22 protein-coding genes are annotated in these 26904 nt (G+C 39.3%); 10 read left to right on the forward strand and 12 right to left on the reverse strand.

The window, feature by feature from the left end:
• The first annotated feature begins 612 nt into the window (after window positions 1-612).
• The 4 genes from pheS to C3V44_RS09865 all read left to right on the forward strand — a co-directional run bounded on the left by pheS (window position 613) and on the right by C3V44_RS09865 (window position 4751).
• Window positions 613-1635, forward strand: coding sequence for a phenylalanine--tRNA ligase subunit alpha (gene pheS, locus C3V44_RS09850; protein WP_002673912.1), 1023 nt, complete (start codon window positions 613-615; stop codon window positions 1633-1635).
• Window positions 1636-1932: 297 nt separating this feature from the next.
• Complete coding sequence (locus C3V44_RS09855; RefSeq protein WP_106096342.1) at window positions 1933-2844, forward strand: ABC transporter ATP-binding protein; 912 nt, start codon at window positions 1933-1935, stop codon at window positions 2842-2844.
• Between the two features lie 62 nt (window positions 2845-2906).
• A complete protein-coding gene (locus C3V44_RS09860) occupies window positions 2907-3518 on the forward strand; it encodes a PASTA domain-containing protein (RefSeq protein WP_106096343.1) in 612 nt (203 codons plus the stop codon).
• A gap of 174 nt (window positions 3519-3692) precedes the next feature.
• Window positions 3693-4751: an RluA family pseudouridine synthase gene (locus C3V44_RS09865; RefSeq protein ID WP_016479913.1), complete on the forward strand. Its 1059-nt coding sequence runs from the start codon at window positions 3693-3695 to the stop codon at window positions 4749-4751.
• Window positions 4752-4865: 114 nt separating this feature from the next.
• On the opposite strand, the gene C3V44_RS09870 is transcribed toward C3V44_RS09865, so the two are convergent.
• Both C3V44_RS09870 and C3V44_RS09875 read right to left on the reverse strand, forming a co-directional pair.
• The gene (locus C3V44_RS09870; protein ID WP_106096344.1) at window positions 4866-6620 is read right to left on the reverse strand and encodes a TonB-dependent receptor; all 1755 of its coding nucleotides are present in this window, start codon (window positions 6618-6620) and stop codon (window positions 4866-4868) included.
• Between the two features lie 98 nt (window positions 6621-6718).
• A complete protein-coding gene (locus C3V44_RS09875) occupies window positions 6719-9724 on the reverse strand; it encodes a tetratricopeptide repeat protein (RefSeq protein WP_106096345.1) in 3006 nt (1001 codons plus the stop codon).
• Window positions 9725-10410: 686 nt separating this feature from the next.
• On the opposite strand from C3V44_RS09875, the gene C3V44_RS09885 reads away from it, so the two are divergent.
• Genes C3V44_RS09885 through C3V44_RS09900 form a run of 4 tightly spaced genes read left to right on the forward strand, consistent with a single transcriptional unit; the run spans window position 10411 to window position 12724 of the window.
• The gene (locus tag C3V44_RS09885; protein ID WP_009410285.1) at window positions 10411-11280 is read left to right on the forward strand and encodes a GyrI-like domain-containing protein; all 870 of its coding nucleotides are present in this window, start codon (window positions 10411-10413) and stop codon (window positions 11278-11280) included.
• An 18-nt stretch (window positions 11281-11298) separates the two neighbouring features.
• On the forward strand, window positions 11299-11778 hold the full coding sequence (locus C3V44_RS09890; RefSeq protein ID WP_106096347.1) for a hypothetical protein: 480 nt from the start codon (window positions 11299-11301) through the stop codon (window positions 11776-11778).
• A gap of 42 nt (window positions 11779-11820) precedes the next feature.
• On the forward strand, window positions 11821-12279 hold the full coding sequence (locus tag C3V44_RS09895) for a hypothetical protein (protein WP_106096348.1): 459 nt from the start codon (window positions 11821-11823) through the stop codon (window positions 12277-12279).
• A gap of 55 nt (window positions 12280-12334) precedes the next feature.
• Window positions 12335-12724, forward strand: coding sequence for a hypothetical protein (locus tag C3V44_RS09900; protein ID WP_106096349.1), 390 nt, complete (start codon window positions 12335-12337; stop codon window positions 12722-12724).
• 88 nt (window positions 12725-12812) lie between these two features.
• Here the strand turns inward: C3V44_RS09900 and C3V44_RS09905 are convergent, their stop codons facing one another.
• From C3V44_RS09905 to C3V44_RS09945, 9 genes are read right to left on the reverse strand one after another with little or no spacing between them, the layout of a single operon-like run.
• A complete protein-coding gene (locus tag C3V44_RS09905) occupies window positions 12813-13208 on the reverse strand; it encodes a hypothetical protein (RefSeq protein ID WP_106096350.1) in 396 nt (131 codons plus the stop codon).
• A complete protein-coding gene (locus C3V44_RS09910) occupies window positions 13205-13642 on the reverse strand; it encodes an acyl carrier protein (RefSeq protein WP_106096351.1) in 438 nt (145 codons plus the stop codon). Before C3V44_RS09910 ends, C3V44_RS09905 begins: the two co-directional genes overlap by 4 nt.
• 16 nt (window positions 13643-13658) lie before the next feature.
• Window positions 13659-14093, reverse strand: a complete 435-nt coding sequence (locus tag C3V44_RS09915; protein ID WP_106096352.1) for a hypothetical protein — start codon at window positions 14091-14093, stop codon at window positions 13659-13661.
• A 2-nt stretch (window positions 14094-14095) separates the two neighbouring features.
• Entirely contained in the window at window positions 14096-15223 is a 1128-nt protein-coding gene (locus C3V44_RS09920; protein ID WP_106096353.1) for a beta-ketoacyl-ACP synthase III, read from the reverse strand.
• 36 nt (window positions 15224-15259) lie between these two features.
• The gene (locus C3V44_RS09925) at window positions 15260-15493 is read right to left on the reverse strand and encodes a hypothetical protein (RefSeq protein ID WP_009414400.1); all 234 of its coding nucleotides are present in this window, start codon (window positions 15491-15493) and stop codon (window positions 15260-15262) included.
• 42 nt (window positions 15494-15535) lie between these two features.
• Entirely contained in the window at window positions 15536-16255 is a 720-nt protein-coding gene (locus C3V44_RS09930; RefSeq protein WP_106096354.1) for an HNH endonuclease, read from the reverse strand.
• Window positions 16236-17165, reverse strand: a complete 930-nt coding sequence (locus C3V44_RS09935; protein WP_106096355.1) for a hypothetical protein — start codon at window positions 17163-17165, stop codon at window positions 16236-16238. Before C3V44_RS09935 ends, C3V44_RS09930 begins: the two co-directional genes overlap by 20 nt.
• Window positions 17162-18061, reverse strand: a complete 900-nt coding sequence (locus C3V44_RS09940; RefSeq protein WP_106096356.1) for a lipid A biosynthesis acyltransferase — start codon at window positions 18059-18061, stop codon at window positions 17162-17164. Before C3V44_RS09940 ends, C3V44_RS09935 begins: the two co-directional genes overlap by 4 nt.
• Complete coding sequence (locus C3V44_RS09945; RefSeq protein WP_009419675.1) at window positions 18051-18299, reverse strand: phosphopantetheine-binding protein; 249 nt, start codon at window positions 18297-18299, stop codon at window positions 18051-18053. The genes C3V44_RS09940 and C3V44_RS09945 overlap by 11 nt, the downstream gene beginning before the upstream one ends.
• Window positions 18300-20075: 1776 nt before the next feature.
• Here C3V44_RS09945 and C3V44_RS09955 point away from each other — a divergent pair.
• Both C3V44_RS09955 and C3V44_RS09960 read left to right on the forward strand, forming a co-directional pair.
• On the forward strand, window positions 20076-23357 hold the full coding sequence (locus C3V44_RS09955) for a SusC/RagA family TonB-linked outer membrane protein (RefSeq protein WP_106096357.1): 3282 nt from the start codon (window positions 20076-20078) through the stop codon (window positions 23355-23357).
• Window positions 23358-23370: 13 nt separating this feature from the next.
• A complete protein-coding gene (locus tag C3V44_RS09960; protein ID WP_106096358.1) occupies window positions 23371-24825 on the forward strand; it encodes a RagB/SusD family nutrient uptake outer membrane protein in 1455 nt (484 codons plus the stop codon).
• Window positions 24826-25338: 513 nt separating this feature from the next.
• Here the strand turns inward: C3V44_RS09960 and C3V44_RS09965 are convergent.
• The gene (locus tag C3V44_RS09965; RefSeq protein WP_106096359.1) at window positions 25339-26655 is read right to left on the reverse strand and encodes a DUF389 domain-containing protein; all 1317 of its coding nucleotides are present in this window, start codon (window positions 26653-26655) and stop codon (window positions 25339-25341) included.
• Window positions 26656-26904 lie beyond the last annotated feature (249 nt).

A 26904-nucleotide genomic window follows, 5' to 3' on the forward strand; every position in this document is an offset into this window, starting at 1 on the left:
AATTAGGAAATGAGAGAATGAGAAAATGGGGTACGAGCTACAAGCTTGTACCAAAGGAGATTAACTTTGCCAAAGTTTGAGATGAAAAAGCGATGTGTTGGGGTTGTTAGGACTATTCGGAAGATAACGGAGAAGAACGGAAGAGGGTCGAGAGAAATTTTGGTGAGAAAGTGCTATTAGAAGGGTGGGGTTAGCTTATAGAGAGCTTATAGGAAGCTTATACGAATCTTGGACGATTGGTATAGAAAGGGTATATAAGTGATTGACTCATAATATAATACAACGATGCAAAAAACGGTAAAAACAGGGTTTCGAGACGAAAGAAAGAGAAAAGGCATTAGGCCTTAGGCCATAGGTGCTAGGGGGGAGTATGACGGAAAAGGGAAGTAATGACGAATGAACGAGAGACGAATGACGAGGAGCGAGTGACGAAAAAGGGGGAATGTGGCGACGAAAAAGGGGAATTAGAGAATTAGCAAATTAGAAAATGAGAGAATTGGCAGATGAGAGAATTAGCAAATTAAAAAATTAGTAGATTGGTAAATTTGCTAAATGGAAAATTATTTATACTTTTGCGTCTTGGGAAAAACAAAAGAGAAATCGTATTACTGTATGATTATTGATAAAATAAAAGAGCATATTGCTAAGATAGAAGATTTTAGCGCGAAAACTAAGGAAGAACTTGAACAATTCCGCATTCAGTACCTCGGTAAAAAGGGGGTGCTTAACGACTTTTTTACCGCTTTTAAAGAGGTGCCTAAGGAGGAGAAAAAGACTTTTGGGCAGGTGGTGAATGAGCTCAAACAAAAAGTAGAAGCCAAAGTACAAGAATGGCGCGAGCGTTTGGAAGAACACAGTGAAAGCAAAGGTATATACGGCGATTTGAGTCGTCCTGCGACCCCTTCGCCTATCGGGGCGCGCCACCCTATTTCGATAGTTAAAAACGAAATTGTGAATATCTTTGCTAATATAGGTTTTAACGTATCGGACGGACCTGAGATAGAAGACGACTGGCATAACTTTACTGCCCTCAACCTTCCTGAATATCACCCTGCTCGTGATATGCAGGACACGTTTTTTATACAAACTAATCCGGATATTCTCCTACGCACCCATACCAGCTCGGTGCAAATACGCTATATGGAGGGACATCAGCCACCTATACGGACGATTTCGCCGGGTAGAGTATTCCGCAACGAAGCTATTTCGGCACGTTCACACTGTTTGTTCCACCAAGTAGAAGGCTTATATATAGATAAAAACGTATCGTTTGCTGACCTGAAACAAACTTTGTTGTACTTTACTAAGGAGATGTTCGGCAAGTCGCGTATACGTTTGCGTCCGTCGTACTTTCCTTTTACCGAGCCGAGTGCTGAGGTAGACATCTATTGGGGACTCAATAACGAGGTGGATTACCGCATTACCAAAGGTACTGGTTGGTTGGAAATTATGGGTTGTGGTATGACTGACCCTAACGTACTTAAAAACTGTGGTTTTGATAGTGAGGTATACAGTGGTTTTGCCTTCGGTATGGGAGTTGAACGCATTGCGATGCTTTTGTACCAAATAGGGGATATACGTATGTTCTATGAGAACGATATGCGTTTCTTGGAACAGTTTAAAAGTGCGCTCTAAGTGCGGATAAAAGATAAAAGGTAAAAGGTAAAAGGTGCGAGCCGCACGGGCGGATAGAAGGTAAAAGATAAAAGGTAAAAGGTAAAAAGGCCGAGCCAAAGCTAGCGAGGGCTCTCAGCTGGATATGTGGAGGCGGATTAATTAGGAAATGAGGGAATGAGAAAAATGAGAAAATGGGAAAAAGAGGAAATGGGGAGGTGTGAGTCCTTAGGGCACAGGGAAACTTTGCCGAAGTGTGGGAAGCAATATACGAATTGCATAATTTGCAAAGCGCGAATATTTACATATAAATAAACAATGCTAAACCTTAAAAATATATTCTTTGCTTATGAAGGGCAAGACCCTATACTGCAAGACATTTCTTTTGAGCTGGCGCAAGGTGAGCACCTTTCGCTGATGGGAGAAAGTGGTTGTGGCAAGAGCACCTTGCTGAAAGCTATTTATGGTCTTATTGATGTGCAAGAAGGTACTATACACTTCCACAACGAGCGCGTAAGGGGTCCTTCTTGGCAGTTAGTGCCTGGGTTTAAAACGATGAAATACCTCGCACAGGACTTTGGGTTAGGTCCTTATCACACAGTAGCTGAAAATGTAGGGAAGTTTATCTCTAACCTTGATTTAACCTATAAAAAAGAGCGCGTAATGGAGTTGCTCACCTTGGTGGGAATGGAACGTTTTGCGCCCCTAAAAGCACTGAATCTCAGCGGTGGTGAGAAACAGCGTGTGGCATTGGCAATGGCATTGGCACAAGAACCTCAATTGTTATTGCTTGACGAACCTTTTAGTCAGGTGGATAATTTTAGAAAGAACGAACTACAACGCACTCTCTTCACCTATTTGAAAGAGCAAAACATTAGCTGTATAGTGGCTACTCACGACGGTAAAGACGCACTTTCTTACTCCGATAAAACCCTTATAATGCGAGACGGGAAGCTATTGTTTTTTAACAATACGCTTTCGGTTTATTTCCAAAATACCGATTATTACACCGCTTCTCTGTTTGGTGAAGTGAGTTGGCATAACGGTAAACTCTTCAAACCCCAACAGATTACCATTACTGCAACCTCTGATTGGGAAGCTACCGTACAATACTGTTATTTTCAAGGAGCACAATACCTTATAGAAGCTACTTCGGTAGAAGGGGAAGTGTACTTCTACAACGATACCCCCATAGAGAAAGGGGAGAAGGTGTGGTTGAGGATATTGTAGGGGGCTGTATTGTCCTTTTCAAAAATATTTGTACCTTTGCACCATAACAATACTTGCAAAGTATGGAAAAGATTAAAGAATTCTTAAAAAACTCAGGAAAGAAACTAGCTTGGCAATTTGCTTTTGCCATAGTGGCGTGTATTATATTAGTTTGGTGTGTATTGCAACTCTTGCGCATCTATACGGCGCACGGAGAGTACATTACAGTACCTAATTTGAGCAAGAAAACACTTACCGAAGTAGGGGTGATATTAGATAAGCAACAATTGCGTTATGAGGTGTTGGATTCTACTGAATACGACCCTAAATACCCTCCTCTATCGGTAATCAGTCAGACGCCTGAGGCTACCGAGAGAGTAAAGAAGAACCGCAAAATATACCTTAACATCAATCCGTCGGGCTATCATAAAGTAACAGTGCCTAAGGTGATACAAGTAACGCGCCGGAATGCAGTAGCTACCTTGCAATCGGTAGGGCTTGCCATCGGGAGGGTTACTTATGTGAACAATATTGGGAAAGATATGGTATTGGAAATGCAACACGACGGTAAAACCGTACAACCTGGCGATAAGCTTATTAAAACCTCACGTATAGACCTTGTGTGTGGCAACGGCTTAGAGGCTCGCGATACTATCCCTACCGAAATACCTATTGAAGAACTGATGGGGGACTAGAGTGAGCCGCACAGGCAGTCGTAGCACGACGGGCGGTGTGAGCCACACTAGCAAGTGTGAGTCGCACGGGCAAGTGTGAGCAATGCAGGCTATTATAAATTTAAACTTTGGTAAGGGGCGTAGCACGCACGCTATTAGAAACTTTGGCAAAGTTTGTGGCGCAAATGTAAGGTAATGCGTGATATAGACGAGATAGAAGATTTAGACGATTTGGAACCAGACGGAGAGGGAGCTCCTTCTCTTTACGAGCATTACTCCTTTACGGCGGGCAAAGGACAAGAACCTTTGCGCGTGGATAAATTCTTGATGAACTTTGTAGAGAATGCCACCCGTAACAAGGTGCAACAAGCAGCCAAGCAGGGTAATATTTTTGTGAATGGTGAGCCTGTAAAGTCTAATCATCGTGTGAAAGCTAACGACGAAGTAAAGGTACTTTTTCCTCACCCTCCTCACGAGGATTTATTGGTGCCCGAGAATATTCCTTTAAACATAGTATACGAAGACGATAGCCTTTTGGTGGTAAACAAACCTGCGGGTATAGTGGTACACCCTGGTCACGGCAACTATAGCGGAACGCTCATCAACGCATTGGTATATCATTTTGAGAACTTGCCTAACAACAGTAGCAATCGTCCTGGGTTGGTACATCGTATCGATAAGGATACTAGTGGACTTTTAGTAGTGGCTAAAACCGAAGAGGCGATGTTACACCTTACTCAACAGTTTTTTAATAAAACTACTCAGCGCGAATATATAGCCCTTGTATGGGGTAATATAGAAGAAGACGAAGGAACGGTGTGTGGTCATATTGGGCGACACTTAAAAGACCGCCTGCAAATGGACGTCTTCCCCGATGGTTCTCACGGTAAAGAGGCAGTAACCCATTACAAGGTGTTAGAGCGTTTTGGTTATGTAACACTCATTTCTTGCAAGTTAGAAACAGGGCGTACGCACCAAATAAGGGTGCATTTAAAACACATAGGACATACCCTTTTCAACGATGAACGTTATGGGGGCGACAAGATTCTGAAAGGAACAACTTTTGCCAAATACAAGCAGTTTGTAGAGAATTGCTTTGCGGTATTACCTCGCCAAGCCTTGCACGCTAAGACCTTAGGTTTTGAACACCCGATTACTCACAAGTATCTTAGCTTTGATAGTGAACTTCCTAATGATATGCAACAATGTATAGAGAAATGGAGGAATTATAAGAAGTCAGTGGTAAGTGATTAAGGGAATAATAAGAGAGATTAAAGTATAAAAGACATAAAAATTGAGGATATAATAAACAAACAGCGGTATGAATGGTCTATTCATACCGCTGTTTGTTTTGTTAGTATATAAATGTTACTTGTTACTTAGGCTAAACAGATAACGTACTCCTGCAAAGGCTTGTACGCCTTGTGAAGGATAATACAACCATTTTTTATAGTGCTCACTGGTGAGGTTGTTGGCTTTTAAGAATACTTGCCAATGTTTGTTGAAAGTGTAATCGGCGTGGAAATTGATATCAAAATAACCTTCCAAAGAGAGCTTATCAGGAATAGGATTTGCAACAGTTACGTAATCGAGGTCATAACGTTTTCCTACATAAAAGAAGTCGAATCCAGCAAATAGATTGGGTAATATTCTAAAATCGGTGAAGAGAGACACTCGTGTGCTGGGCAAGTTCCAAGCAGTTTTATTTTTCTGTACACGGGCGTTATAGTTATTATATCTTCCTTCAAAGGTAAAAGAGAAAACATCTTTTATATTTCCTCCGATAGAAGCTAAAAGCTCCATATCGTTTACTTCGTCGTACACTAACTTAAAAGAGTTGTTATATTGATAAGGCAATATTTCGGTGGCGATAGTAGGGGTCTCGGAATTGGTAGTAAACAGAGGCATCTCTTTGTATTGGCGATAGCTTCCTTGTATGCGATAAAGCAAATCGGAAGTTACTTTTCCTTTAAGGGCTACAAAAGCATCGGCTTGCACATTGGTAGGCTTAATTTCTTGCATAGGTGAGAGAAAAGGATTCTCTTTGGTGAGTTTCTCTACTGTGTTTTGTTGCATAATACCGCGTATACCTGCGTGCAAAATAGCATCGGCAGTTAGCGGATAAGAAGCCTCTACATCGGGATAAGCTTTAAACTTGCTTTCATCGGACTGGTTTGCATCTACATACATCAAAGCAACGCCTAATTTTAAGTCCAAATTCTCAATAGATAGATGATAAGAAGGATTTACCCCAAAGAGCATCCAACGATTGTTAAGCTCGTTTACTAAGTTATTTTGACGGGTAAAACTACCATTGTAATAATCGAGAATTACATTGGTACGAACTTTTTGGTCATCGGTAAGAGGAATTTCGAAGGTGGGTTGTGCTTTTACATTCAATTCTTTACTATCGAAATGGTCGTAGAGCCCACGTACGCTGAAATCAAGTCCTTTAAAGTAAGGATTAGACCATTGGAGGTAACCTCCTACGCCATAATCGAAATAGGTTTGGTGTACATCATCTACTTTTCCAATCAACTGTTGTCTTGTATAAGAAGCGGGACGGATACCATACCAGTTGTGCAAACGGCGACCTATATCGGCATTGAGCCCCCAGAGTACATCTTGGTTCTGAAAATCATAACGCAACTCAGCCGATGAGAGCGCATAATTGGTATCGGTGTATACCTCGTCCATATCATCGTTGGCTGAGATGTGATTCAGTAAGAAAGAAGCGTTACTGTTATCAGTTACTGGGAGAGTGATATTGGCATCGGCATAAAAGGTATTGAGCATACCGAAACCACCACCGAGATAAGAATCTAAATAGTCTTCGCGAATTACTTTTGGTTTCACCGAAGCTGCTTTGCCTTTTTCGGGAACAAAAGTAGAGGCTACCGGTACCGAATAGATGGTATAGTTGATTTGCTTTTTCTTAACGGTAAGCGAATCTTTTACGTTTGCATCTTCACGCTTTTTGTAGGCGTCGGCGATTGTAGGAGCATATGATTTTACCACATCTACTACTTTGGTAGAGAGGCTGTCTTTACGGCTTTGAGCGACTGCCATTGTTGAGGCAGAGAACAAAAGCATTGTTAGAATATATGTGATGTGTTTGTTCATTTGTTTAGAAATTAGGGTTTAGGTGTTGTACTAAAACATCCCCCTAGCCCCCCTCAAAGGGGGGAATTGTAGAGACGCTTATATAATTTAATTAACCATTATTTTACTGATGAATTACTTTTAGCGGCTTCGGCTTTTACTACTGCGAGTTCTTTTTTGGCTTCGGCTACTATTTCAGGAAACTCTTTAAAGTTTTTAATTACACTTTCTAAGACGTAAGAGGCTTGATAAGCGTCTTTGAGTCCGTAGAAGTTTTTAGCCATTACGATAAGGCTCTTAGCAGCGAACTCTTTGTGTCCGCCATAGTCTTTAGCAATCTTTTGAACTACGTCATTAGAGGCTTTGTAGTTACCGTCTTTATTCTTAAAATAAGCATCGTAATACAAGGCTTCGGCAGCGAGGCTACCCGTAGCGGTTTTCTGTACCTCTTGGTAATATTTGCGAGCTTGGGTTTCATTTCCTGCTTGACTATAAGCACGAGCCAACACTATATAAGCATCGTTCTTGATACGTGTATCGATAGATTTTTCTTCTAATACCTTATTGGCATATTCAATAGCTTTATCGTACAGTTTTTCGTTATAGCACACGCGCATTAGGTTGCTTTGTGCATAAGTTTTGTTCTGTGCGATAGTAGCGGTTCGTTCGAGGTCTTCGAGATAAGGTTTAGCTTTTAGGTAGCTACCTGCTTCAAGAAGGATTTGACACACACGAGTAAGCGATTGCTCGCCGTATTCATTAGAACCGCTTTTGGTTACATTTTCGTAATGCGTAAGCGCTTTAGACTTTTGTCCACTATTGAAATACATTTGTGCTAAGTAAAACTCGGCATTGGTGCGACGCATACCATTAGGGAACTCTTTAAGGTATTTTTCAAAACCTGAAATAGCCTCTTTGGTATTGTTTTGCATATATTGTCGTTCGGCAGCTTCATAAGTAGCTCCTTCGAGTTCGAGGTCGGTTACCTCTACATATCCCAAACCTTTAGCCCACGATGCGTATTCGTTTACGTTACCCATATCTACATAGATGAGTTTTGCGGAAGCTACCGCTTGTGAGGCTTCGTTGGTATTAGGATAGTCTTTCGCGATAGTTTGGAAAAGCGTTAAGGCTTTTTGGTTTTCGTTCCTATTATAATACACTAAACCTTCGCGGAGCATTGCACGAGGTACGAGTACATTGCCTTTATACTCTTTGGCGAGTTGCTGATAGTACTGTAATCCCTTTTGAGTATTTCCTTTGGTTACATAAGCATTCCCTAATTCAAACAAAGCATTAGGGCGCAGATTAGAGCTTTTGTAGTTCTTAACGAAACGCTCTAAGTCTTCAATTTTGCTATTGAGGCGGTCTACGAACCCATAACTAATAGCCTTTTGGTAGGCGGCATAATCTTGGTCGGCTGATTTAGCTTCGATGAGTTTGTTATACCCTTCCATTGCAGGCCAGTATTTACCTGTTACGAAGTAAGAATCGGCGAGACGGAGTATAGCGTCGTGCTTCCAACTACTGTTCTTAGGGTTTTGTTTGAGGTACTTCTCGAAATTAGCGATAGCACCTGCATAGTTTTTTTGATTGAAATTAGCATAAGCTAAACCGTAGAAGCCTTTGGCATACTCTTCGGTTTTAGGAGCTGATGAATTATGGAGAAACTGAGTAAAATAGGATTCGGCACCTTTGTAATCTTTCAGCTGATAAGCAGTTTCACCAGCCCAATAGGTAGCGCGAGCTGCAAGTGCAGAATTACCACCGATGGCTTTCTGCAAATATTTTAACGCCTCGTTGTATTGCAATTCATTAAAAAGCTCTAACCCGCGATAGAAGGCCACTTTTTTATAGGTTTCTTTGTCCTTAGGGTCGTTAGACTTTTCGAGCAGACTGATAGCGGCTTGATAGTTACCAGATGAAATATAAGAGTCGACTAAGAGAGACTGTATTTCGTCCTTATGGTCGTTAGGATAAGCCGAAGCGTATGCTTGTAGCACATTGGGGACACTCTCGTAAGGGTTACCGATTTCATAACTGAGGCGGGCGTAGTTCAGATGAGCATCTTTTTTAATTTGCTTATCGAAATCCATTTGAGAGGCATTGCGAAAAGCGTTGAGAGCCTCTTGTTTTTGGTTGGTTTTCAAATAGCATTCGGCTAAATGATAATACGCATTTTGAGCGACGCTATCGTTTCCGCCTACGATTTTGTTAAACTGCTCGATAGCCGCTTTATAATCGTTATTTTTGTAATAAGCGTATCCGATATAGTAATAATCGGTATTGGAGAACCTACCTTTTTTACCTTTATAGTTTTGTAAGTAAGGGATTGCTTCTTTGTATTTTTTGAGGTTGAAGTAGCTTTCGCCTATAATCTTATTGAGCTCAGATACTTCTTGAGCATTTTTGGTTTTAGCGAGCTGTTTCTGTCCTTCGGTGATAGCTTCTTGATAAAGAGCTTGTTTGAAGTACATATTGGCTTGGAAGTAAGACACGTTTTTGGTGAGTGAAGCATCTTCTTCTTGTACCTCGCGGAAGTAGCTTTCAGCCTTAGAATAATCGTCTTTATCATAGGCGATATATCCTAAGTAATACTTGGCATTGGCACCGTATTCTTTGGTGTTTTGTACCGACTCGAAATAAGGTTTGGATTCGGCTTGTTTGCCGGTTTGGAAGAGGCAAAAACCTTTTTGGAAGTTGTATTTAGCTTTATCGCTACTGCTTATGCTTTGGTCGTCGATAGCCTCGTACCAAGCGAGCGCATCTTCGTAGTTGCCCTGCTGATAATAGATATTAGCCATTTGCAAATAGGCTTCGGAGCTCAGAGGAGAGTCGGGGTGATTGACGATAAAGTTATTCACCAGCGCATCGGCTCCGTCTTGATTGAGGATAGCGGCAATAGTGGCTACGTAGTATTCACTTTGGGTTTGGATAGCTCTATCGGGATTGGAGGTTTGTTCTTTTCGGAACAAGTTCTGTGCAGGCTGATAGAGCTTGCGATTGTAGAGTTCCACTGCCTTTTGGTATTGGCTTTGTGGATGGGTAATCATTTCAGTTTCTTGTGCCCATAACAGAGGGCTAAACGCCATCAGTGAGAGCACTGAAAAAAGTGTTTTTTTCATAATGTTTTAATAATTAGATGTTAGGATATGAGGAATAGATGGGGCAAAGATAAGAAATAATTATGAAATACGAATAAAAAGAGGAGAAATATTTGTGTGAAGGGGAGATTGGGAAATGAGAAAATGGGGAAATGAGGAAATAGGGATTGTTAGTTTATTCAACTTTGGCAAAGTTTTAAACTTTGCCAAAGTTTGAGATGAAAAAGCGATGTGTTAGGGCTGTTATGGAGATTCGGAAGGAAACGGAGAAGTTCAGAAGAGGGAAGGGAGAGGTTTTGGTGAAAAAAGGCTATGAGAAGGGTGGGGGTAGCTTATAGAGAGCTTATAGGAAGCTTATACGAATCTTGGACGATTGGTATAGAAAGGGTATATAAGTTATTGATTCATATTGTGATACAACAAGGCTAAAAATGTTAAAAATGGGGTTTCGAGGCGAAAGAAAGAGGAATAGGTGATAGGCCTTAGGCCATAGACACTAGGGGGAGTGTGACGGAAAAAAGAAGTGATGACGAATGAACGAGAGGCGAATGACGAGGAGCGAGTGGCGAAAAAAGGGGAATGTAGCGACGGAAAAAGGGGAATGTGTCGACGGAAAGATGAACTTACAGGGTAAAATTAGCAAGATAGGAAAAGACTACTTTGGGGAAGTGCCGTATCTTTGCCCCAGAAATTCAAAATAAATCTGTATGAAATCCATTACTCATAACGATTACACTCAGCGTATCAACAAAGTGGCGGAATATATCAATGGTCATCTTGATACTTCTATAAAGATAAAAACACTCGCCAATGTGGCTAACTTATCTGATTTTCATTTTTGTCGCATCTTTAAAGCGCTTAAAGGAGAATCGCCCATTGCCTTTATTGCTCGTTTGCGCATAGAAACGGCAGCTCAGCTGTTACGCTATTCAACGCTTTCGGTAGAAGAAATAGCTTTTAATATAGGGTATGAAACGCCCGCCTCTCTTTCCAAAGCGTTTAAAAATCAATATGGTATTACCCCCACTCAGTATAGAACAAACAGAGATATTTATATTATGAAGAAAGAAATAAACAATCCAGAAGTAGTGCTTAAAGCTCCAAAGATAGTAGAGCTTGAGCCCAAAAGTCTTATTTACGTAGCTCTTACAGGAGAATATGGTACACTTAACTACAACAAAGCTTACGAACAATTATGGGGCGTTGTAAAATCGCAAAAACTCTTTACCAAAGGCATTGAGTCGATATGCGTTTCGTATGACGACCCTAAAATTACCGAAGCCTCTTTGCAACGTTCCGAGGTGAGTTTGGCTATTCACAAGCCGGCTAAACCCTCAGGTGAAGTGAGTTGCAAAACCTTAGCAGGAGGCAAATATGCAATCTTTTTCTATCAAGGTAGTTATACTCAGCTCTCAGCCGTCTACGATGCTGCTATGCGCTGGGTGGTAGATAGTGAATACGAAGTGCGCGATGAACCTATGTTCGAGAAATACCTCAACGACTGCCGTCGTACCCCCGAAGAAAAACTGAAAACTGAGATATATATCCCAGTGCAAACTGCACGGGCAATTTCCTAACTTCTAAATTCTAACATTATGAATCTTACAAAAACAGAAAAAATCACAGGTATCGCTTTGGCGATTGTCTTATTATTGCTTACGCTTTCAGGGAGTGGTTACTTCTTTTTTACTCTGAAAGTAAACTTTGTGCAATGGTTGGCTTACAACGCTTGTTCTCCTAGTAGCTTGGTGTATTTAGGTTGCCTTATCGTCTTTTCGGTGACTAAAAAGACTGTTTGGCTTCCGCTTGCCTTCCTGCCAATGTACTATTTTGGTACGATGGGGCTCTTTACTTTTACGTGGAGTGGTGCTAACATCTTTGCTCAAATGTCACATATTACAATGACACTCAACCTGATTTGGGCGGGCTATGTGCTCTATCGCATTGGTGATTACAAAGCGTTTGCACAGGGTTTACTGTGGAGCATCGTTCTCTTTGTGCCTTACATTGCTTTTGTGATGTACTACTGTCGTACACACGCTGAGGAAATTAGTCAATTACTTGAAATGGCGTGAGCTATATAAGCAGTTTATATCAGATTTTAAAATAATAGCACAATGAAAGAAGCTTGTCCTGAGTGTTATGCGATAGATAGTCGTATCACGCCTTTGTTAAACCCCAAAGAGTGCTTGCTACACCACAGGCAGTATATTTGTAGTACTTGTGGCAGATGTATCTGTGCTGATGTAGATGATAAGGGGAAGTTCCGTGCTCTCTTCCCTTTTAAAACTCTTGCTATTGCTACCTTATATTTGCGTGTTGCTGAGGTAATATGGAAGCAAGCCTGTGGTATTTACGAAATAGAAGATAATAGAGGCAGAAAACAATACAAAATCTTTCCTTCTTTATCGGGATTGAAGAGTTATTTGAAGAAGAATAAGCAAAAGCGTAGCCTGCTGTCAGAGCCTTTATTGGTCACACCCCAGTATAAGACTTACCAACCTGAGCAGTTGCGAAAACTATCGACGGAGGAAGTAGCTATTTATATGGAAGAGAAGTTAGCAAAAATTTTGTAATCAAAAAAAGTAGTTGTATATTTGCACCAATAATAATTTAAAAAAGCAATATAAAATGAGAAAAGCAATTCTATTATTAGTAGCCTTTGTAGGAATGGTTGCTTGCGGAAAAGACAACGCCAATGGTACAGAAGAAGGGGACATCTCTACAGCAAGATTTATGCCTCCAAAGTGGATTCAAGGCTCTTGGACGACCAATAACAAGCAGTTCGGTTATGCCTTTAAAACCGATGACTTTTGCCAAATAACCTTAGGTAATACGAACTGTTTTAAGGAAAAGAATCTGCCGGTTACTAATATAAAAGACCTGAAAACAAATAATACTTATAAGGTTAGCTATAAAATCGGTTCCTCTGAACAAGTTTTTGTATTCGAAAAAGAAGGAGGTAACAAGATAAGAGTAACTCATAATGGTCGTGTTGAAGGAAGCTATACCAAACAATAAATTACTTGAAATAGCGTAAGCCACACAGTCTATTACAGTATGAAAAGTAATAGAACAAAGTCCTTTACTCTAAATGAGTAAAGGACTTTTATTTGTTTAACTCGCACAGTTCTTCCACAGTGATGCCGAACACCTCAGCATATTTTTGTAGCGTTTTAGAAGATAGTTTTTTGAATACCGAAGGTTTGGCGTGACGCTTGATAACCCATTGCCAGCGGTGCATAGCATCGGTGAGGACAGCCCAATCCATACGGTTGAGGAGCATATAATACACTATGGGGCTTTTGTGTCCTGCAAGCACATCGGCTTTTGCTTCGTCAATCTGCTCTTGCAAACGGCTGAGCGAGGCTTCTAAGGCAATGCTCTTCACCTCCCAGCCCCAACTGGATAGAGTGGTGTAGTTACCTTCGTCATCGGTTACATAGCACAGTTCTGTAAAGTCCTGTAAGGCACCTTTTTCCTGAGGTAGTTCGGTTTCTTTCATTCCGTTAGGTTTTTAATTACTAAGTTCATTTCAGCAGTTGCCATAAGAATATCTCCTACAAAGGCATTACAGCGCATCGAGCAGATGTAATACTCATCGGTATCGAAACGAGAAAGCAATTCGGCTTCGGTGCGCACCACCTCTTGTACCTTAGGCAAGGCGAAGAGTTCCAATTTCTTAATTGCACTGATGTAACCTATCACATAGTTCGATGTGTCTTCTATACCAAAGAGAAACTGCCCCACAATTGCCGAACAGGTTTGCGCCATATTCTCAATGAGTCCTACTTCGGCAAACTTCCCCTCTTCCACAAATATGCAAGTAGGCTTCACCTCAAACTCAGTAACTACGTGTTTATTACTGATGTCGGTAATGGTATCTACCATTTGCATCGGCGGACGGTGGGGGAGGTATTTGTGGATTGATATGTTCATATTCAGGTGTCAGGGTTCAGGGATTAGGGGCAAGTACGGTCTTCATTTCGCCTTGGGCGATGAGGGTATCACCTACAAAGGTTTGCATTGTTACGAGGGTAACGTCCATAAACTCTTGCTGGATAGTGATGTGTGTTTTGAGCGTATCGCCTACTTTGGGTAGCGATTGTATTTCTATGTTTTTAATCGCTCCTATATACCCCATAGGAGCAGGTTTTCCGTTGAGATAGTAGTAATAACCTTTGTGCAAGGCAATACTTTGGGCGATGTGCTCTATAAGTCCACTTTCTAAGAATATCCCTTGCTGTACAAAGAGGTTGCTGGGGACAATGGTGAGCCCTGCCACACCCTCGCTGGGGGTATACTCCCAAAGAGCATCTACCATTACAATGGGAGTGCGCTGGGGTATAAGAGTAAGAATTTTATTTTTATCTGTAATTGGTAAAACCATAGTTAAACAATCTTTAAAAAAGCATAAGAATAGGAGAATCTACCGCTCTCGGGCACTGATAGCAACACAGTATCGCCCGTTTTGAGTTTGCCTGAGTGCATCAAGGCTTCTAACATCAAATAAGCAGAAGCAGAACCTACATTGCCTACTTCGGGGAGGTTGATAAACCAACGTTCTAACGGAAGGTCGATACCTACTGTTTTGAGGGCTTCATACAAGCGTTCTTTGAAATAACAAGACGAGATATGAGGCAAGAAATAGGTAATATCATCTGCCGATAGTTGGTGTTTATCTAAGGTAGCGCGCATACTTTCAGCGCCTTTTAGTAAAATATTCTCATTGAGTAGCTTCACATCTTGCTTGATAGCAAAAATAGATTCATTGAGCCACGCTTCGGCAGGGTATTCACTCCAAGCCTTGAGGCTACCATCGGGGAGCTTGTCGCCACCGGCATACATACACGCTTCGAGCTCGTGAGCATACGAATAAGCGTCCATCCACTCTATTTGCAAAGCACCTTCACGCGGTTCGTTTTCTAACAGAAAAGCCCCTGCCCCATCGGAGAGCATAAAGCGCAAGAAATCTTTTTTAAAGGCGATAGCAGGGTGTGCTTCCAATTCGGCTAAGAGTTGTACTTCGTTTTCGTATTTATCGGCACGCAACCAAGCTGATACACGTTCAGAGCCTGTGCATACTGCATTGACACTATTACCTGCCTTTACTGATAAGTACCCAAATTTAAGGGCATTCATTCCTGAGTTACACACCCCTGAAGAGGCATTCAGTTCTACTGAGTGTCCGCCCAAGAGTCCGTGCACCATAGAAGTGTGCGAGGGCAAGAGCACATCGGGGGTAGAGGTACCACAAGAGAGCACCTCGATAGTATCCCAAGGCACTTCGCCGTCCAATAGGTTTTGTACTGCCAAAGCCGTAAGCTGGGCATTGTTATGTGTAGGGTTACCTTGCTCATCGAGAGCATAGTAACGGCTGAGAATACCATTATTGCGGAGCACGAGGCGTCGTGCTTTAGAGGCATTCTGGTTTATGAGACCTAAGAAAGTCTCCATTTGCTCATTGCCAATGGGATTGTTAGGTAAATATTTACTTGCTTTTGTTATATAAACGTTCATATTATTCAGGTAATAGGTTGTTATTGAAAACAACTACTACAAAGTTCCAGACCTCTTTGCTTGTTGTTCCATATAATCTTTTGCTTGTTCTGTTGTTAAAGAATTCATAAATTCTTTTGAACGTCTCGCCGCCAAGAGCCCGTCCATTGTTTGTTGTAGCCATCCAATACCGTAACTCTCGTAACCGTTCAGTAGCATATCGACTGTTAATAGGTCTTTGTGCGGTCCGAATTGCAGATTCTTATTTTCAGAAATATTTTGTTGTTCCATTTTATTATTTTCTTTGTATATGTTTATCAAAAATAGACTATATTACTCCTGATGAAATACTATTCTTCTATGTTCTTCTAAGTAAGGTTTGTTTTCATCATAAACCTTAAAGAGTTCATCATTAGGACTAATACCTAAAACTTTATACTCTTCTTCTTTTATAAGAGGAGAAATAATTATTTTGCCATTATCTTCAAAAGAAATAAGCCCTTTATCAAATAATTTATCATAGTTAGGTAATAGCAAGAGTCCATTATAACGGTCTAATCTTTCTTTATTAGTAGATTTTCTCCAAGGTTTTATGTGTGATGCTATTAATACATCTGTCATTTCACATTTAGAAACAGCACATTTCTTCCAAAGATTTATTAATTCTTCCCTATAATTCCCTTGACCTATTCTTGCAGATATTAACCGCTTTTTCTCTGTTTTAGGAATAATTTCATCTTTTATAATTGCTTCTATATCATCAATTAAATCAGATTTCGTAGCAATTAAATCAGATTTCGTAGCAATAAACTTTCTGTACTTATTGAGAGCAGCTTTAAAATCAGAATAATCATTATTGTTTTCATTTAGATATATACTTCTCTTCGATTTATTCTTTTCAAGATGATTTATAATAGTATCATTATCATCCATATCTCTTCCGATTCTAATTCCCTCTTTGGCTATAAAACGCAACCAACTAATATAATGAGCTTTTAAACCTTCTTTTTTCATAAAGGCTTTAAACTCATTTTCAAATTCTATATATTCCATATTCTTTAATTATCAATTGTAAATTATCAATTGTAAATTTTTTCTTGTCCCTCTCTACTTTCCAAAAGAACAATGGATAGGTGAGCCAATACAGCAACCATACTATGGGCATCAGCACCCAAATAGCGATATACAGATAGATACGGAAGCATTTCAGCAGGAATTTACGCTTCTTACTCCCGTAAATCATCTTTGCCCAAATGCCGAAAAGACGGTTGCCTTTCTTCTCTGCTGAAAGGAGAAAACGCTTGTAATGCACACCTCCGTGGGCTACTATTTCTTGTTGCAATCCTGTGTAATCACCGGTTTGCAGGTGAGGGGCAATGAGAGAGCCGTATACACTCGCACCTTGTACATCTTTATCAGCAACACCTGCTTTGGGGAACACACCGAGATAGCGTTTGTTCTTATCGCCCGAAAAGAGCCACTGTACAATGGTAATTACGCTGATATGGTTATGATGACGGTCGGTAAGGGCAATATTGCCCACTAACTGCGCTCCACACTCGGTTAAGAGTTTTTTTACTTTCTGGTGCGCCATCACCCACATATTGCGTGTGCCCGACACAGTAATTACAGGTTTGCCTTGTAACAGTTGCTTACCTGCTTCACTCTGCAAAAAGGAATTAAACGGAATAGAAGGCGACAAATACCACACTTGGTAGCCTAATATCACCAAATCATAATCGGTATGTGCCAGCTGAAAAGGCTTTAAGGGCAGAGGAATTTGCAAATACGACTCTGGGAAAGCTCCAAAAAACGCCTCGCCTGTCCACGGAAAAGGAAAAGGTTCTGCCGTATCAATAGGCAAAAAGTCGATAGTTACCTCCGTGAGTGGGGATAGTACACTATCGATAATCTCTTTGAGTTGCCCCGATTGGGTGTAATATACTACCAATATGCGTTTCATTGTTCATCCCAAAAGTTAAAATAGTTAAACCATTGTAGTGGGTACTTTCGTAGCATCTGCTCCATATTTTCGGTATAGGCATCGAGCAATGCTTGGGCATCGCGACTTTTCACCTCAGCTACTTGGGCGTAGAGGTGGTAATGTAACCTACTTTCCTTCATCACATAAACGAAAAGCACCGGCACTTTCAAGCGCGAGGCTATAAAGAAAGGACCTGCGGGGAAGGTAGCTTCTGCGCCCAACAGCGTTCCTTTGAGCGAACGCACGCCCTCAAAATATCGGTCTCCCGTGAAACACACTATCTTGTTGTCGCCAATAGCATCGTTGATTTTGAAGATATGCGACATATCTTCCTTCACATAGATAAACTGATTCGAGGGCTTATTTTTAGAAATCGACTCCAAATACTCCTTGATTACCGAGTGTTCCATATCAGTAGTTACGGTGCTTATTTTCAAATCAATATCTATTTTCCTGAAAAAAGGTTCAGCAATTTCAAAGTTGCCTATGTGTGCGGAAATAAGTATCCCGCTCTGTTGTTCGTCTAATAGTTTATGTAAGCTTTCTACTCCATCAAACTCATAAGTAAATTTCTCTTCCAAGCCTGCCAAGATAGCAATCTTATCAATAATAGTTTGCCCGAAAGTAAAATAATTTAAGTACAAGTTCACTACCGCTCTCAGAGGCGAATACCCCAAGCGGTGACGGAAATAGTAATACATATAGCCATTGGAGCGCCACTCAAACAAAAAGTAATAGAACGCTACAAAGATGAGCAAGGTATAAGCAGCATAAATACCCAAGTGTTTCATCAGCCACACAAAGATACGATAGCCTAATACAGTACCCTTAGATTTGCCCTGCCATTTCGTTTTGGCTTGTTCGTTAGCGTGCATTCACTTTATTTTCTAGGGTAGTATAAAAGTCGTTGAAGGTTACGATAGGCTTAAAATCGGCTTCTACCAATTTTACACCAAATTCTTGTTCAATCAGCACCACCAAATCCACATAATCAAGGCTATCTAATCCTAACGATTCGCGGAAGTTTGCCTCAGGGGCAATCACACTGGCTTCTACTTCAAATTCCTCAACAAAAATACGAGTAGTAAGGTCTATAATCTCCTGTCTGTTCATTCTTCTTTTTATTAGCTAATACTTTATAAGGGGCAAAGATACGAATATTTTGTCAATAACCAATTTTCCTAACAAACATCATCTTGCAAAAAGCCCAAAACTACATAGTTATAATCGAACAACCCTCTGAAAAGTCACTTTTGCGTCACACACTTTGCCAAAATTTAAACCCCCAGCCCCTCTCTTCCAGAACTTCTCCCCAGCCTATCCATTTTTCTCCAACAACCCATACTAATTTACTAATTTCCCAATTTGCTAATTCTCTAATTTCTCTCCCCTTTTTTCGTCACTCGCCCCTCGTCATTCGCCTCTCGTTCATTTGTCATTACTTCTTTTTTCCGTCATACTCCCCCTAGTGCCTATGGCCTAAGGCCTATTACCTCTTCTTCTTTCTTTCGCCTCGAAACCCCTTTTTTAACATTTTTAGTCTTGTTGTATTATAGTATGAATCAACAACTTATATACCCTTCCTATACCAATCGTCCAAGATTCGTATAAGCATCCTATAAGCTCTCTATAAGCTAACCCCACCCACCTAATACCCTTTTTTCATCAAAACTCTTCTCAATCCCCTTCTATTCTCCTCCGTTATCTTTCGAACTCCTCAATCCTCCACATTTCCTCATTCTCTCATTTTCTCATTCTCTCATTTTCTCATTTTCTCATTTTCTCATTCTCTCATTTTCTCATTCTCTCATTTTCTCATTTTCTCATTTTCTCATTTTCTCATTCTCTCATTTTCTCATTTTCTCATTCTCTCATTTTCTCATTCTCTCATTTTCTCATTCTCTCATTTTCTCATTCTCTCATTTTCTCATTCTCTCATTCTCTCATTTTCTCATTTTCTCATTCTCTCATTTTCTCATTCTCTCATTTTCTCATTCTCTCATTTTCTCATTCTCTTATTCTCTCATTCTCTCATTCTCTCATTCTCTCATTCTCTCATTCTCTCATTCTCTCATTCTCTCATTCTCTCATTTTCTCATTCTCTCATTTTCTCATTCTCTCATTTTCTCATTCTCTCATTTTCTCATTCTCTCATTTTCTCATTCTCTCATTTTCTCATTCTCTCATTTTCTCATTCTCTCATTCTCTCATTTTCTCATTCTCTCATTCTCTCATTTTCTCATTTTCTCATTTTCTCATTCTCTCATTTTCTCATTCTCTCATTTTCTCATTCTCTCATTTTCTCATTCTCTCATTTTCTCATTCTCTCATTTTCTCATTCTCTCATTCTCTCATTCTCTCATTCTCTCATTCTCTCATTCTCTCATTCTCTCATTCTCTCATTCTCTCATTCTCTCATTCTCTCATTCTCTCATTCTCTCATTTTCTCATTCTCTCATTTTCTCATTCTCTCATTTTCTCATTCTCTCATTCTCTCATTTCTCATTCTCTCATTTTCTCATTCTCTCATTTTCTCATTCTCTCATTTTCTCATTCTCTCATTCTCTCATTTTTTCCCCTGCCTGTGCGGATCGCACCTCATTTTCTCATTGTGATATTTGTAACATTCTATTGGTTATTTTGTAACAAAAACACTGTTTTTTTACTAAAATAATTTTGCATAAAAACAGTGCATAATAGGCATTTCTTTGCGTTTTCATCAAAGAAATGCCTATTTTATTGCAAAAAACGCAAAGAAATCGCGTTTTTATGATTTTTTTCTCATCTATTTTTTACAAGCAAAATGAGTAAATTTGTTAAGGATAAATTTGGAACTTAACAGAAAACTTTTCTACCTTTGCACCAGTTTATAAAATAATGTTATAGAAGATGAGATTAAACAAAGTATCTTTCGCACTATTTTTAATACTAATAGTGCAAGGCTTCTCGTGGGCGCAGGAACGAGAAGTGACAGGAACAGTACGCGATGCTAGTGGAACTGAAATGATGGGCGTAGCTGTAGTAGTAAAAGGAGAACAACACGGTGTTCAAACCGACTTTAATGGTCGTTATAGCATCAAGGTTGCTCCAGGTAAGACCTTAGAGTTCTCATTCTTAGGAATGAAAACCCAAAATCACAAAGTAGGCCCTTCAGGTCGCATTGATGTAGTAATGCAAGAAGAAGCCCAAGTGATTGACGAGGTAGAAGTAGTAGGCTACGTATCCGTAAAGAAAGACCAATACGTAGGTTCTGCTTCATCTATTGATAAAGAAGCTTTAAAGAAAAAAAGCGTTTCTAACGTTTCACAAGCCTTGACAGGTGAGGCAGCAGGTGTACGCGTGATTAACTCCTCAGGACAACCCGGTACTGTGGCTACTATTCGTGTTCGTGGGTTCGGTTCGGTAAACGGTAACCGCGACCCTCTATATGTGTTAGATGGGGTGCCTTTTGATGGATATATATCCTCTATTAATCCTGATGATATTGAGAGTATGGTAATACTCAAAGATGCTACTTCTACTTCGGTATATGGTTCACGTGGAGCTAATGGGGTGGTACTTATCACCACTAAAAAAGGACGTGTAGAAAAATCTCGAATCCAAATAGAATCAAAAATAGGTTTCAATATGCGTTTATTACCTCGTTACGAAACTATCAATAGCCCTGAACGCTATATGGAAATAAGTTGGGAATCATTACTCTACAGAGGTGCTCTTACACAAGCAAAAAACCCTACAGGATTCGCTGCTAAATACGCCAGCCCTGAAGATTATGCCAATAAAAATCTTTTTGGAGGAATAGGTATTAGCCCTGATTATAACATATGGAATACTACAGGTTCAAACTTAATAGATCCTAACACAGGAAAGATACGCGAGGGAGTAACACGCCGTTATGACCCTGAAAATTGGACAGATTATGCTTATCAAACTTCTGTTCGTTCTGAATACAATGTAAATATGAGTGGAGGTAGCGGTAAGACTACCTATTATGCGGGTATTGGCTATCTTAAAGACGATGGTTATATAGTAAACTCCGGTTTTGAACGTTATACAGGACGTTTAAATGTTTCTTATCAAGCAAAACCTTGGTTAAAAGGTGATTTTAACTTAGGTTATTCTCATACACAAACCAAAGCGAATGGTCAAACAGAAGACTCCAATAGTATTTTTTGGTTTACTGATAATATTCCTCCTATTTATCCGTTGTTTTTGCGTGATGCTAATGGCAATAAAATAAAAAATCCATACTATGGAGGCTATCAGTATGATTTTGGTGATAGTGAGAATGGTAGAGGATTTGGAGCTCTTACCAATGCTATCGGGCAAGCTACTTATGATAAAAGAAATAGAACTCGTAATGAATTGAATGCAAACTTTTTCCTAAGAGCAGATATTGTAAAAGGCTTGAGCTTCGAAACTCGCTTAGGAGGGCAATATTACAATAATAGCTATGATAACTATACCAATCCTTATTATGGTTCAGCTAAATCAACTTACGGAGCTTTATATAAAGAAAGAAGAGACTTTTTAAACTACACTTTTCTACAATTGTTACGTTATACGGAACAGTTTGGAAACCATAATGTACAAGCTTTTGTAGCTCACGAGAGCACAACATATGACTATAAAACATTAGAAGCGTCTAAAAGTGGCTTAATAGACCCCAATGGTTCAGAATTGAATAATGCTACCAAAATGACAGGGTTGGGTTCTTATGTCTATAATTATCGGTTAGAAAGTTATTTTGGTCAGTTTTTGTATGATTATGATGGTAAATACCTGCTTTCTACCTCTGCCCGTCGTGATGGTTCCTCACGTTTCTTAAATAACAAATGGGGTACTTTCCTGTCTGCTGGTTTAGGCTGGGTAGCCAGTAAAGAAAACTTTTTGAAAAATAAACAATGGCTACCTTATCTCAAGCTCAAAACAAGTTACGGTACGGTAGGTGACCAATCGGTAGTCTCTGGAGAAAGAGCAGAAGAACTTAATACAGGATATTATCCAGGTTATGATGTATACGACTTAGGTAACTTTATGGGGTTGCCTGCAGCTGTATTTAACAAAATAGGCTATCCTGACCTTACTTGGGAAAAAACAAAAATATTTCAAGTAGGAACAGAATTTACTTTATTAAAATCAAGAGCAATTGATGTACAAGTAGATTATTATCATCGAACTACTTCTGACCTTATTTTCGATAGTCGTTTAGCTCCTTCTACAGGTAATGGTATCAATAAAGTAAATGATGGATTACTTATCAATCAAGGTTTTGAGTTTAATGTAATGGCTCATCTTGTAAACAAAGGTGATTTCCGTTTAGATGTAGGAGTAAATGGCGAAATACTCAAAAACAAACTCACTCGTATGCCTTTTGATTATTCTACTAATGCTCCCAAAGTAATTGACCTTACATCTACCAATTATGCCAGAGCCAAAGATCACTCATTGTTTGATTACTATTTGCGTGAATGGAGGGGAGTTAATAGCCAAACAGGAGCAGGACAATGGACTATGCACTATCAAGATAAAAATAATAATAAAAAATATGATGATGGTGAACAAATTTTATCTTTATATGAGTTCCAACAGGCAAATCCTGATACTCCAGTGTACGAAACAATTACTGAAGACTATACTAAGGCTACTCAAAAATTTGTGGGAAAATCAGCTATCCCTGATGTACGGGGAGCTGTTACACTAAGGGCTGGCTACAAGGGGATTTCACTAAGTACACAGTTTTTATACAGCTTAGGAGGATATGCTTACGATGCTGCTTATGCTAATTTAATGCATAATGGACAAATAGGAACCAATAATTGGCATAAAGATATTGAAAACCGTTGGAAAAAACCGGGAGATATAACCGATGTTCCGCGTCTTTCTGCTCAATATGGTAATGATTCTAATTTCAATAGCCGTTCTACACGCTTTTTAACTAAATCTGATTATTTAGTGCTCAATAATGTTACTTTAGGATATGATTTACCTAAAGATGTTTGTAACGGGATAGGCTTTGAAGGATTAACCTTTACTCTCACAGGAGATAATCTGTGGATTAAAACAACTCGTAAAGGCTTTAATCCCACTACTTCTGAAACAGGAACTTCAAGTGTCTATCGTTATTCTCCTTTATCAACTTTTACTTTAGGCGTAAGAGCAACTTTTTAAATTTTAGTTTACTATGAAAAAAAATATAACACTCAGTATATTATGTTTGGTAGTACTTATGTTTACTGCCTGCCAAAAGGACTTTTTAAATACCAGTCCTACCGAAACACTCCCTGATGCCCCTGCTCAAACAAGGCTTAATGGTATGTACTTGATGATGATAAAAACGGGAACAGGAGGAACCGATCAACAAGATGACTATGGTCAAAAAAGTTATGATATCTGTATGGATATGCTTTCAGGTGATATGGCAATGATTCAGCCTAAATATGGCTGGTATCAAAGAACTGCTAATTTAAAAAATTCTAATGATTACACTAGTTTCTTCTTGTATGAGCCTTGGCGTTATTATTACAGAATGATATATGAAGCCAATAAAAGTATAGCACAACTTTCTTCTCCTCAAAATGATGAAGAGAAATATATTTTAGCACAAGTACGTGCTATGCGAGCTTATGCTTATTTTTACTTAATGCAACTTTTTACCACTAAGTATGAGCCCGATTCTGATACCAATTCTATTCCTCTGTATACCAAAGCGGATATCGTAGCCAAAGGGAAAGCTAAACAATCAGAAATATATGCGCTGATGGTACAAGATTTAGAATTTGCGGTTGCTAACTTAGAAGGTTTTACCCGTGCTAACAAAGGTATGGTAGATAAGTATGTAGCCGAAGGATTATTAGCTTATGTATATGGAGCAATGGGTGAAACTCAAAAAGTAGCCGATTTAGCTTTAGATATTGTAAATAATAGTGGCTACCCGCTTACCACTCGTGAACAAACTGTTTATGATGAAACTACTAAAAAAGGGGGTGGTTTTAATGATCTCAATACAGCAAGTTGGCTGTGGGGCTTTGATATCATTGCTGAAAATGGCTTAGACTTAATTTCTTGGTGGGGGCATATGGACTTGTTTACTTATAGCTATATGGCAGTAGGAAGTATCAAAGGAATAGACAGTAATCTATTGTCACAGATAAGACCCAATGATATTCGTAAAAAACAATTTGATGAAAAGAATCGTCCTACAGGTAAGTTTTTTGCTCCTGAAAGAAAAGTAGCAGGACAAAGAGACGTTCTTACTGATTATATCTTTATGCGTGTAGATGAGTTTTACTTATTGGCAGCTGAAGCCTTAACAAAGCTAAACCGCGATAGCGAAGCAAAAACTATTTATAAAAAACTTTTAACTTTACGTTATCCTGAAGCTACCGCAGCTACTGATATTGCCTATGTAGATACCTTAACAAATTCACAATTGTTAGATGATATCTATCTCAATACTCGTATTGAGTTATGGGGGGAAGGGAAATCCTATCTTTCACTTAAACGCAATAAAAGAAGTGTAACCAGAGGGGCAAATCATTTTGAAAGAGCTAATGAAACTTTTAATTATGACTCACCAGAATTGACATTCCCTATACCTCAGAATGAGATAAACAATAATCCTTTTATAACAAAGTAATTTTCTTTTTCTACAAAGAAAGCAGTTTCCTGCAATGCCGAAGGCATTGCAGGAAATGTTGTTATAATTTATACTACTTATTCAGCGCTGGCTATAAAGCATCATTACTTTATCCCAGTCTATTGCGTTAAAGAAATTAGTTAGTCACTGCTTTACCAAAAGCCATCTAAAAGTTTTTAAAACTACCAAAGTCACGCCTATGTTTGTATTACAATCTGTGTAAATCCAATAGCAAAGCTACTAATTCGTACCCATCACATTTGTCAATTATCAATTATCAATTATCAATTGTCAATTGAAAGACTATCGGTGTAATCTGTGTGTAGTCTGCGAGCTGGCATAGCAGAGTATGTGTCTAAAGGCAACTTGCTACCTATTTGTTTGATTTTAAAGATTTATAAGATTTCTGTAGCGTAAGCTACACCTTTCTTACGTCGGACTCACGTTAATTTAACGTTCGTACAGCTTACACCACGGGGATTTCATTTTCTAATATGCTAATTTTCTAATTCCCTAATCTGCTAATCTGCAAATCACTTTCTTATCGCCAAACTTCTCAGCGAGCCATTGTTGCAACTTTTGGCGATCCACTTCTTTGGCGACCTCTTTGCCTTTCACAGTTTCTTTTTTAGGTGTGTAGAGCATCACCGTAGTGAGAGAAGAGTTGCCTTTTCCCGAAAAATCTGTCAGTTTCCCAAAATAAAAACTCTCAATATTAGGGAACAATACTTTTATTTCTTTGGCAAAAGTCGGGTCAGTATATTTGTATTGCGCCAACTCTTCTTTTAGCTGATTTATCTTTATGTCTTTATTAGAGAGCGACGCCTTGTTTTTGTTGATTTCCGATAGCATCTCTTTGTCAATATCCGACTCTTTTTGCCTAATGATGAGTTCGGTATTGACTAATTTGAAGTTTTTGAGGTTGCTTTGTAGTGTTTTTACTTCTTCATCAGTAAATTTCTTGTCTAAAAAAGCCAATTCAATGGTTTTAGGCGAGGCATTGTAGTGTATTTTCTTGTAAATAATGGTATAACCGCTGTTTTCAAACTCGGCAGTGATATAATGAGATACATTCTCGTGGAATTCCTTCTCTTTCAAAAGGCTATATGCCAAATACAAACTAGGGGTAACAATGAGGATTACCAATGTGGTGATAACAACGCGCAAACGCTTGTTGAGCGCTTCGTTACCCGTGTTTTTAGGAGTGTATTTCAGGTATTTGATGATGAGGAAAGTAGCAATCCCAATGAAGAAACAGTTGATGCTATATAGATAGAAAGCTCCTAAAAAAAAACTAATATTGCCCGTAGCCAAGCCAAATCCAGCTGTACAAAGCGGTGGCATCAAAGCGGTAGCAATTGCCACCCCTGGTATAGGGTTCCCTCTGTCTTGACGGGTGAGGGAGATAGCTCCTACCAACCCACCTACAAAGGCGATAAGCACATCGTAAATGGTAGGCGAAGTACGCGCCAAAAGCTCTGACTGTACATCTTTAAACGGACTGATATAGAAGTAGATAAACGATACTATAAGACTCACCACAGTAGCGATGAGCAAACTCTTGCCAGTTTTCTTCAACAGGTCGAAATCATAAGTAGCCAATGCAAATCCTGCCCCCACGATAGGTCCCATCAAAGGAGAAATAAGCATCGCTCCAATGATTACAGCAGTAGAATTCACGTTTAACCCAATAGAAGCAATGAGGATAGCACAAGCCAAAATCCATAGATTAGCGCCACGAAAAGAGATATTGCTAAGGATATCTTCAATTACTTTTTCCTTTTTCTCTTCCCCCTGATGTAAATTGAAAAGTTTTTTTAAAAAACTCATAATGTAAGATATTAGATGTTAGTTTTTAGTCATTAGTACAAACTACTAATGCTTTTTATGTGAAGTGCAAAGATAAGTATAATTTATCAATTAACCAATATGTCAATTTGTCGATTAGTGGTGCAAAGCTATAAGATATTAAATGAAGTAGCAAATGTATTCGTCTGCTATTCAGTTTAATACCTATTATTGTTCGGTGTAGACCCACTGTAGACCCACTGTAGACCCACTGTAGAGCCACTGAAGGCT

Source organism: Capnocytophaga sp. oral taxon 864 (genome assembly GCF_002998835.1).
GTDB classification, from domain to species: domain Bacteria; phylum Bacteroidota; class Bacteroidia; order Flavobacteriales; family Flavobacteriaceae; genus Capnocytophaga; species Capnocytophaga ochracea.